At 69.4% G+C, this 8,137-nt stretch carries 8 protein-coding genes; 1 reads left to right on the top strand and 7 read right to left on the bottom strand.

The features are described 5' to 3' along the window. The 5 genes from BGO22_RS16130 to BGO22_RS16150 form a co-directional block, all read right to left on the bottom strand. On the bottom strand, window positions 1–358 hold a 358-nt coding region (locus BGO22_RS16130; RefSeq protein ID WP_286851728.1), incomplete at its 3' end, for an AMP-binding protein. 14 nt (window positions 359–372) lie between these two features. Next, window positions 373–1,569 (bottom strand): acyl-CoA dehydrogenase family protein, encoded by a 1,197-nt coding sequence (locus BGO22_RS16135; RefSeq protein WP_175442881.1) that lies wholly within the window; start codon window positions 1,567–1,569, stop codon window positions 373–375. Between the two features lie 4 nt (window positions 1,570–1,573). After that, window positions 1,574–2,425, bottom strand: a complete 852-nt coding sequence (locus BGO22_RS16140) for an enoyl-CoA hydratase family protein (protein WP_070400686.1) — start codon at window positions 2,423–2,425, stop codon at window positions 1,574–1,576. Beyond that, complete coding sequence (locus tag BGO22_RS16145; protein ID WP_070400745.1) at window positions 2,422–2,910, bottom strand: MarR family winged helix-turn-helix transcriptional regulator; 489 nt, start codon at window positions 2,908–2,910, stop codon at window positions 2,422–2,424. The genes BGO22_RS16140 and BGO22_RS16145 overlap by 4 nt, the downstream gene beginning before the upstream one ends. A 14-nt stretch (window positions 2,911–2,924) precedes the next feature. Next, window positions 2,925–5,288 (bottom strand): bifunctional salicylyl-CoA 5-hydroxylase/oxidoreductase, encoded by a 2,364-nt coding sequence (locus BGO22_RS16150; protein WP_286851732.1) that lies wholly within the window; start codon window positions 5,286–5,288, stop codon window positions 2,925–2,927. Window positions 5,289–5,423: 135 nt separating this feature from the next. On the opposite strand from BGO22_RS16150, the gene BGO22_RS16155 reads away from it, so the two are divergent. Further along, window positions 5,424–5,750: a DUF1840 domain-containing protein gene (locus tag BGO22_RS16155; protein ID WP_070400684.1), complete on the top strand. Its 327-nt coding sequence runs from the start codon at window positions 5,424–5,426 to the stop codon at window positions 5,748–5,750. Window positions 5,751–5,765: 15 nt separating this feature from the next. On the opposite strand, the gene BGO22_RS16160 is transcribed toward BGO22_RS16155, so the two are convergent. After that, complete coding sequence (locus tag BGO22_RS16160) at window positions 5,766–6,755, bottom strand: tripartite tricarboxylate transporter substrate binding protein (RefSeq protein WP_070400683.1); 990 nt, start codon at window positions 6,753–6,755, stop codon at window positions 5,766–5,768. Window positions 6,756–6,980: 225 nt separating this feature from the next. Continuing rightward, the gene (locus BGO22_RS16165; RefSeq protein WP_070400682.1) at window positions 6,981–7,967 is read right to left on the bottom strand and encodes a tripartite tricarboxylate transporter substrate-binding protein; all 987 of its coding nucleotides are present in this window, start codon (window positions 7,965–7,967) and stop codon (window positions 6,981–6,983) included. Window positions 7,968–8,137 lie beyond the last annotated feature (170 nt).

Raw genomic sequence — 8,137 nt, forward strand, 5'->3', positions numbered from 1 at the left:
TGGCGACCACCACCAGCCCGGCCTGCACCACGGCCAGCCAGGCCAGCGCCATGGCCACCGAGTTGCCGCCGCGCAGCAGCACGCGGTTGCCGGGCACCAGGCCGTGTTCGCGCACCAGCAGGTTGGCGATGCGGTTGACCTGCTCGCGCGCCTGCGCATAGCTCAGCGTGCGGGCGTCGCTGCGCAGGAAGGGGCGCTCGGCGTGGCCCCGGGCGAAGGCCTGGTCGAACAGGGCCTGCACCAGGTTCACCTGCGCGGGAATGGCCTGCAGCTCGGGCGTGTCGAAGCGCAGCTCGGGCCATTGCCCCGGTGGGGGCAGCCGGTCGTGCACGAAGCGGTCGGTCTGGGCGGATGTCATCGGTGTCTCGTGGTTCAACGCAGGGCGTTCTTGCCGAGGATCAGGAGCTGCACCTCGCTCGCGCCCTCGTAGATGCGCAGCGAGCGGATGTCTCGGTAGAGGTGTTCCACCACCTCGCCCACGCGCACCCCGCGCCCGCCGAACATCTGCACGGCCATGTCGATCACGCGCTGCGCGTTCTCGGTGGCGGTGAGCTTGGCGGCCGCGGCGGCGGCGGTGTAGGCCGGCGTGCCGGCGCCTTGCGAAGCGCTCTCGTCGCGCATCCAGGCGGCGCGGTAAGTGAGCATCGCGCCGGCGTCGATCAGCGCGCTCATCTCACCCAGGCGCGCCTGGGTGAGCTGGAAGTCGGCCAGGTGCTGGCCGAACATCTCGCGCCGCTTCGCGTGGGCCACCGCCTCGGCGAAGGCGCGGCGTGCCATGCCCAGCGCGGCGGCGGCCACCGAGGCGCGGAAGATATCCAGCGTCTGCATGGCCAGCTTGAAGCCCCCGTCCACTGCGCCCACCAGCGCGTCGGCGCCGACGCGGCAGTCCTTGAAGCGCAGGGTGGCGAGCGGGTGCGGGGCCATCACGTCGATGTGCTCGGTGGTGTCCAGGCCCGGCGCGTCGGCCGGCACGACGAAGGCGCTGATGCCGCGCGCGCCGGCGTCGGGTGTGGTCTTGGCGAAGACCACGTAGAAGTCGGCCAGGCCGCCGTTGCTGATCCAGGTCTTGCTGCCATCCAGTGCCCAGCCGCCGTCCACCGGGCGGGCGCGGGTCCGCATGCCGGCCACGTCGGAGCCGGCCTCGGGTTCGCTGAGCGCGAAAGCGGCGATCTGCGCGCCACTGGCCACGGCGCGCAGGCGCTGTTCGCGCTGCGCCTCGCTGCCCCCGAGCGTGATGCTGCCGCTGCCCAGGCCTTGCATGGCGAAGGCGAAGTCGGCCAGCGGCGAGTGGAAGGCCAGGGTTTCGCGCAGGACCACGAGCGCGCGCGAGTCGAGCTTGTCGAGCGCGCCGCCGTGCGCGGCGGGCACGCAGTAGCGCAGCCAGCCGGACTCACCCAGGCGGCGCACCCAGTCGCGGCAGGCGCGGCGGTCGTCGGATTCGTCCACCTGTTGCGCGCCGGCCCAGTCGGCCAGGCCCAGGGCGAGCGCGCGGTGGTGCTCGCCGAAAAAGGGCAGTTCCCACTGCGCCTGCGGCGGGGTCATGCCATGGGGGCGGTCGAAGGCGACCATGGGCTCAGTCTCCCTCGAAGACCGGGCGCTGCTTCGCCGCGAAGGCCTCGTAGGCACGGCGGAAGTCCTGCGTCTGCATGCAGATGGCCTGGGCCTGGGCCTCGGCCTCGATGGCCTGGTCCAGCGTCATGGCCCATTCCTGGTGCAGCATGGTTTTGGTCATGCCGTGCGCGAAGGTCGGGCCTTCGGCGAGCGAGGCCGCGAGCTTGAGCGCGGCCCCGGGCAGGGCCTCGGGTTCGTGCAGGGCATTGAAGAAACCCCAGGCCAGGCCTTCGTCGGCCTTCATGGCGCGGCCGGTGAACAGCAGCTCGCTGGCGCGGCCCTGGCCGATCAGGCGCGGCAGCAGGGCGCAGGCGCCCATGTCGGCGCCGGCCAGGCCCACGCGCGTGAACAGGAAGGCGGTGCTGGCGCGCGCCGTGCCCAGGCGCAGGTCGCTGGCCAGGGCCATCATGGCGCCAGCGCCGGCGCACACGCCGTCGATGGCGGCCACGATGGGCTGCGGGCAGGCGCGCATGGCGCTCACCAGCGCGCCCGTCATGCGCGTGAAGGCCAGCAGCTCGGGCATGGTCATCTTCGTCAGCGGGCCGATGATCTCGTGCACGTCGCCGCCGGAGCAGAAGTTGCCGCCCGCACCGGTGAGCACCACCGCCTTCACGTCGGTGGCGCGTTGCAGGCCGTGGAACCAGTCGCGCAGCTCGGCGTAGGAGTCGAAGGTGAGCGGGTTCTTGCGGTCCGGGCGGTTGAGCGTGACGGTGGCCACGCCGCCCGCGATGGACAGGGCGAAGTGCCGGGGCGAGGCCGGGGCCGGCGCGTACTGGCCGCGCATGGGGTTGTGGTCGGGGATGGGGTGTTTCATTCGATGGCGTCCGTCAGGCGCTGGTTGAGTTCGAGCTGGTGCTGCTTGACCTTGCCCAGCAGCTTGTAGAGCTGCTCGAGGTCGCGCGGCGACAGGCCCTCGAAGGCCTCCACGATCCAGTGCTCGTGCTGTTCGGCCATCTGGGTGAAGGCGCGACGGCCGCGCTCGGTCAGGCGCACGCGAAAGGCGCGGCGGTCGCCCTCGACGCCGGTGCGCTCGACCAGGCCCTCGGCCACGAGCTGGTCGGTGATGCCGGTGACGTTGCCGCCCGTGACCATGAGCCGGTGCGACAGCTCCTTCATCTTCAGTCCGTCCGGGTGGCGTTCGAGTTGCGCCATCAGATCGAAGCGCGGCAGCGTGGTGTCGAAATGCTCCCGAAGTCCCGCACGCACGCGCTTCTCGATCAGCTGCGAGCAGGTGAGCAGGCGCAACCACAGGCGCAGCTCATGCGCGTGCTCGCTGTGTGCGCGCGCCTCGAGGTCCAGGTTTTCGAGAGCGTTCATTTGCTGGCCTCCTCTTCCTCTTGCGCCTTCATGGCTTGCTGGCGCGCGATCTCCCGGTAGAGCTGGTCGCGCCCGCTCAGGTAGGGCGCGGGCCAATCGATGGCGCGGGTCTGAAGCTTGGCGGCCTCGTGCAGCGTCCAGGCCGGATTGGCCAGGTGCGGGCGGGCCACGGCGCACAGGTCGGCGCGGCCCGCGGCCACGATGCTGTTGGCGTGGTCGGCCTCGCTGATGGCGCCCACCGCCATGGTCAGGATGTCGACCTCGTTGCGCACGCGGTCGGCGAACGGTGTCTGGTACATGCGGCCATACACCGGCCTGGCCTGGCGCGTGGTCTGTCCCGAGGAGACGTCGATCACATCGCAGCCAGCGGCCTTGAACAGGCGCGCGATGGCCACCGCGTCGTCGGGCGTGTTGCCACCGGGTGCCCAGTCGTGCGCCGAGATGCGCACGCTCATGGGCCTGTCGGCGGGCCAGGCGGCGCGCATGGCCTGGAAGACTTCCAGCGGGTAGCGGCAGCGGTTCTCCAGCGAGCCGCCATAAGCGTCGGTGCGCTGGTTGGTGAGCGGACAGATGAAGGCCGAGAGCAGGTAGCCGTGCGCGCAGTGCAGCTCCAGCCAGTCGAAACCGGCGGCGGCGGCGCGCCGCGTCGAGTCGACGAAGGCGGCGGTCATGGCGTCCATGTCGGCGCGGGTCATGGCGCGCGGCACCTGGTTCTGCTCGCCGTAGGGCAGGGCGCTGGCCGACAGCAGTGGCCAGTTGTCGCTGGGCAGGGGCTCGTCGATCTGTTCCCAGCCCAGTTGCGTGGAGCCCTTGGGGCCGCTGTGGCCGAGTTGCAGGCCGATCTTCACGCCATCGCCCTCTTCATGGGCGAAGCGAACGATGCGCTCGAAGGCGCGCTGCTGCGCGTCGTTCCACAGCCCGGGGCAACCGGGGGTGATGCGGCCCTCGGGCGTGGGGCTGGTCATCTCGACCATCACCAGCGCCGCGCCGCCGGCGGCGCGCGCGCCCAGGTGAACAAAGTGCCAGTCGCCCACCACGCCGTCCTGCGCCTTGTACTGCGCCATGGGCGACACGACGATGCGGTTCTTCAATGACAGGCCGCGCACCTTCAGCGGCAGCAGCATGGGCGGCGTGGGGTGTTTCGCGGCCGCGCTGCCGGCGCGATTCGCGAGCCAGTTTTCGTAGCCTTCCAGCCAGCGGGCGTCGCGCAGGCGCAGGTTCTCGTGGCTGATGCGCTGGCTGCGCGTGAGCAACGAATAGGCGAACTGCTCGATCTCCATGCCGGTGTAGCGGTCCACGTGCTCGAACCACTCGGTGGAATTGCGCGCGGCGTTTTGGATCTTGAGCACCTCCACGCTGCGCCGGGCCTCGTAGGCCTGCAGCACCGTGGCGACGTCGGCCTCGGGGTGGCGCTCGAACTCGGTGGCCAGGTCGATGGCGTCCTCCAACGCGAGCTTGGTGCCGCTGCCGATGGAGAAGTGCGCCGTGTGCGCGGCGTCGCCCATCAGCACGATGGGGGTGTTCCTGCCCTCGATGGCCTGCCAGTGCACCCAGGTCTTGCAGATCACGCGCGGGAAGCGGATCCAGATGGCCGAGCCGCGCAGGTGGCCGGCGTTGCTGATGAGGCGGTGGCCGTCGAGGTAGGGCGCGAAGAGCTTCTCGCAGAAGGCGATGCCGTCTTCCTGGCTCATCTGGTCGATGCCGTGTGCCTTCCAGACGTGTTCGGGCGTCTCCACGATGAAGGTGGAGGTGTCGGCGTCGAACTGGTAGGCGTGGGCCTGGAACCAGCCGTGCTCGGTCTGGACGAAGGCAAAGGTGAAGGCGTCGAAGGTCTTCTTGGTGCCGAGCCACACGAAGCGGCACTGGCGGTTGTCGATGTCGGGCTCGAAGGTGCTGGCGTAGCGCGTGCGCACGCGGCTGTTGAGGCCGTCGCTGGCGATGACCAGATCGGCCCGGTACAACGCGGCCAGGGCCTGGTCGTCGGTGACGTCGGTCTCGAACACCAGCTTCACGCCGAGCTGCTGGCAGCGCGCCTGCAGCACATTGAGCAGCCGCTTGCGGCCAATGCCGCAGAAGCCGTGGCCGCCGCTGCGCACGCTGCGGCCTTTGTAGAAGACCTCGATATCGTCCCAGTGGTTGAAGGCGTCGCCGATTTCCTGCGCCGTTTCGGGGTCGGCCGCGCGCAGATTGCCCAGGGTCTGGTCGGAGAGCACCACGCCCCAGCCGAAGGTGTCGAAGGGGCGGTTGCGCTCGACGACCGTGACCTCCAGCGAGGGCTGTCGCCGCTTCATCAACAGCGCGAAGTACAGCCCTGCCGGGCCACCACCGATGCACAGGATGCGTTGCAGCGACGTTTTCATGTTTAATTAGTTTAGACATGAAACATCAGCGAACAACCGGGTAAACCCTTGGCAGTGAAAGCCGTGTTACACCAGCGCACTGGCGTGGCCGCCCCCAAGGGAGTAAGGTCGGGCGTTCCGCGTTCGAGAAACGACATGAGTGTGTACCGCTTCAAATCCCGGGAGACCGGCGATCTCGTCATGCTGCCGGCGCACGGCAAGCGCATGCTGGAGATCCTGGGCAAGGACCCTGACAGCCCTGGGGTGCTGCTGCCTGACGACATGCCGCGCGCGATCGATGCGATCCGCGCCGCGGTGCTGGCCGAGGAAGCCGAGCACAAGCGCCTGCGCGACGAGGCCGAGGCCAAGGGCGAGGTCCCGCCGACGTTCGAGAGCGTGAGCCTGCGCATGCGCAGCACGCCCTTCATCGAAATGCTGCAGCGCGCCCTGAAGGAGCGCGTGGAGGTGGTCTGGGGGGTGTGAGCCCGCCCGCCGCCGTCAATCCACCTTCGCGCCCGAGGCCTTCACCACGGCCTCCCACTTGCGGATTTCCGCGTCGATCAGCGCCGCGAACTCGGCCGGCGTGTTGCCGCTGGGGATGGCGCCCTGGGCCAGCAGGCGTTCCTTCACCGCCGGGGCGCTGAGGGCCTTGGCGGTTTCCTGCTGCAGGCGGTTCACGGTGTCGGCCGGCGTGCCGGCCGGCGCGAGCAGGCCGAACCAGGAACTGGCCTCGAAGCCCGGCAGCTTGCCCGCCTCGGCCACCGTGGGCACGTCGGGCAGGGCGGCCGAGCGCACCGCGCTGGTCACGGCGAAGGCCTTGAGGTTGCCGGCCTGGATGTGCGCCATGGACGAGGGCAGGTTGTCGAACATCACGTCCACGCCGCCGGCCAGCAGGTCGGCCAGTGCCGGGCCCGAGCCGCGGTAGGGGATGTGCGTCATGAAGATGCCGGTGCGCGACTTGAACAGCTCGCCGGCCAGGTGAATGGAGGTGCCATTGCCGCTGGAGGCCATGTTCAGCCGCCCGGGCCGGGCCTTGGCGACCTTGATGAAGTCGGCCACGCTCTGGATGCCGAGCTCCTGCGCGCGCTTGGTGCCCATCACCATCACGTTGGGCACGCCGGCCACCAGGGTCACGGGCACGAAGTCCTTCTGCGGGTCGTAGGGCAGTTTGCTGTACAGCGACTTGTTGATGCCGTGCGTGCCCACGGTGCCCATGAGCAGGGTGTAGCCGTCACCGGGCGACTTGGCCACCACCTCGGCGCCGATGTTGCCGCCCGCGCCCGCGCGGTTCTCCACCACGAAGCTCTGGCCAAAGGCCTTGCTCAGCTCGGGCGCGAGGGTGCGGGCCAGGATGTCGGTGGTGCCGCCCGGCGCGAAGGGCACGACGATGCGCACCGGCTTGTTCGGCCAGGCACCCTGCGCGAGCGTGGCGGCGGGCAGGGCCAGGGCGGTGGCGAGGGCAATGAGGGATCGGCGGCTGAGGCGCATGCGGTGGTCTCCTGCTTGAACGGTCGGTGACCGTCAGCCTACCGGTCAGCGTCGGGGAGTCAACCGGAGGACTACTACCCGGCGAGCGCAGGTGTCAGCCCAGAGACACCCGCGCAGCGCGCACGGGTGAAAACCCAGAGACACCGCGGAACCGGCTTCGCCGGGCCGCAGGTGTCGCCCCCGTTCAGGAGGGTGGCGCGAAGCGCCGCGGGGGGTGTTTCCCTATTAATCGGCGTACTGGCCGGCCGCGTCGATCACCACCTTGAGCTTGGCGATCTCGTTGGCCACGAACTTCTTGTGGCCTTCGGGCGTGACGCGGTCGTCGGTCACCACGATGGCGCCCAGTTCTTCCTGGCGCTTGATGAACTCGGGGTCCTTGAGCGCGACCTTGAGGGCGTCATTGAGCTTTTTCAGCACGTCGGGCGGCGTGCCTTTCGGGGCGTACATGCCGTGCCAGATGGTGAGGTTGAAGCCCTTGAGGCCCATTTCCTGCAGCGAAGGGTAGTGCTTGAGGATGGGGTGGTTGCTCAGCGGCTTGGCCGTGGTCACGGCGAAGGCCTTCACGCGGCCGCCCTCGATCTGCGCGGTGGTGTTGGTGGTCTGGTCGCACATCACGTCCACCTGGCCGCCGATGAGGTCGTTCATGGCCGGGCCGGTGCCGCGGTAGGCAATGGTGGTCATGGACTTGTCGAGCTTGACGGCGTGCTGCCACATCAGGCCGCAGATGTGCGAGGCCGAGCCCAGGCCGGCGTGCGCCAGGTTGAGCTTGCCGCCGTTGGAGCGGATGTAGGCCTCGAAGTCGCGGTAGGTATTGGCATTGAGCTTGTTGGAGCCCAGCAGCGTCATGGGCACGTCGTTGATGGCGCCCAGGTACTCGAAATCGTCCAGCGCGCTGAACTGCTTCTTCTTGTAGAGGCTGTCGGTGGCGGCCATGCCGATGTGCCACACGAGCAGGGTGTAGCCGTCCTTGGGGGCGCGGGCCACGCGGGTCGCGGCGATGGTGCCGCCGGCGCCGGCGGTGTTCTCGACCACGATGTTGGCGTTGTTGCCCAGCGGCTTGCGCATGGCCTCGGCGAGTTGGCGTGCCACGAGGTCGGTCGGGCCGCCAGCGGCGAAGGGCACCACGAAGGTGATGGGTTTGCTGGGGAAGGCCTGGGCGAACGCGCCCACCGCCAGGGTTGTGCCCAGGGCCAGAGTGACGAGCTGTTTCATGGTTGTCTCCTGTAGGGAGGTTAATGACCCGCGCATGCTATGCGGGCCCACGGGGGCGGCCATCGCGGGAAATACGTAGCCCCCCACCCGTACAAACCCCTGTCCCGGCGCCCTTCAGCGGTAGCTGCGGGCGTCCTCGATCACCTTGCCGTCGTTGGGCAGGCTGCCGG

This window comes from Hydrogenophaga sp. 70-12 (genome assembly GCF_001897365.1).
Classification (GTDB): Bacteria; Pseudomonadota; Gammaproteobacteria; order Burkholderiales; family Burkholderiaceae_C; genus Hydrogenophaga; species Hydrogenophaga borbori.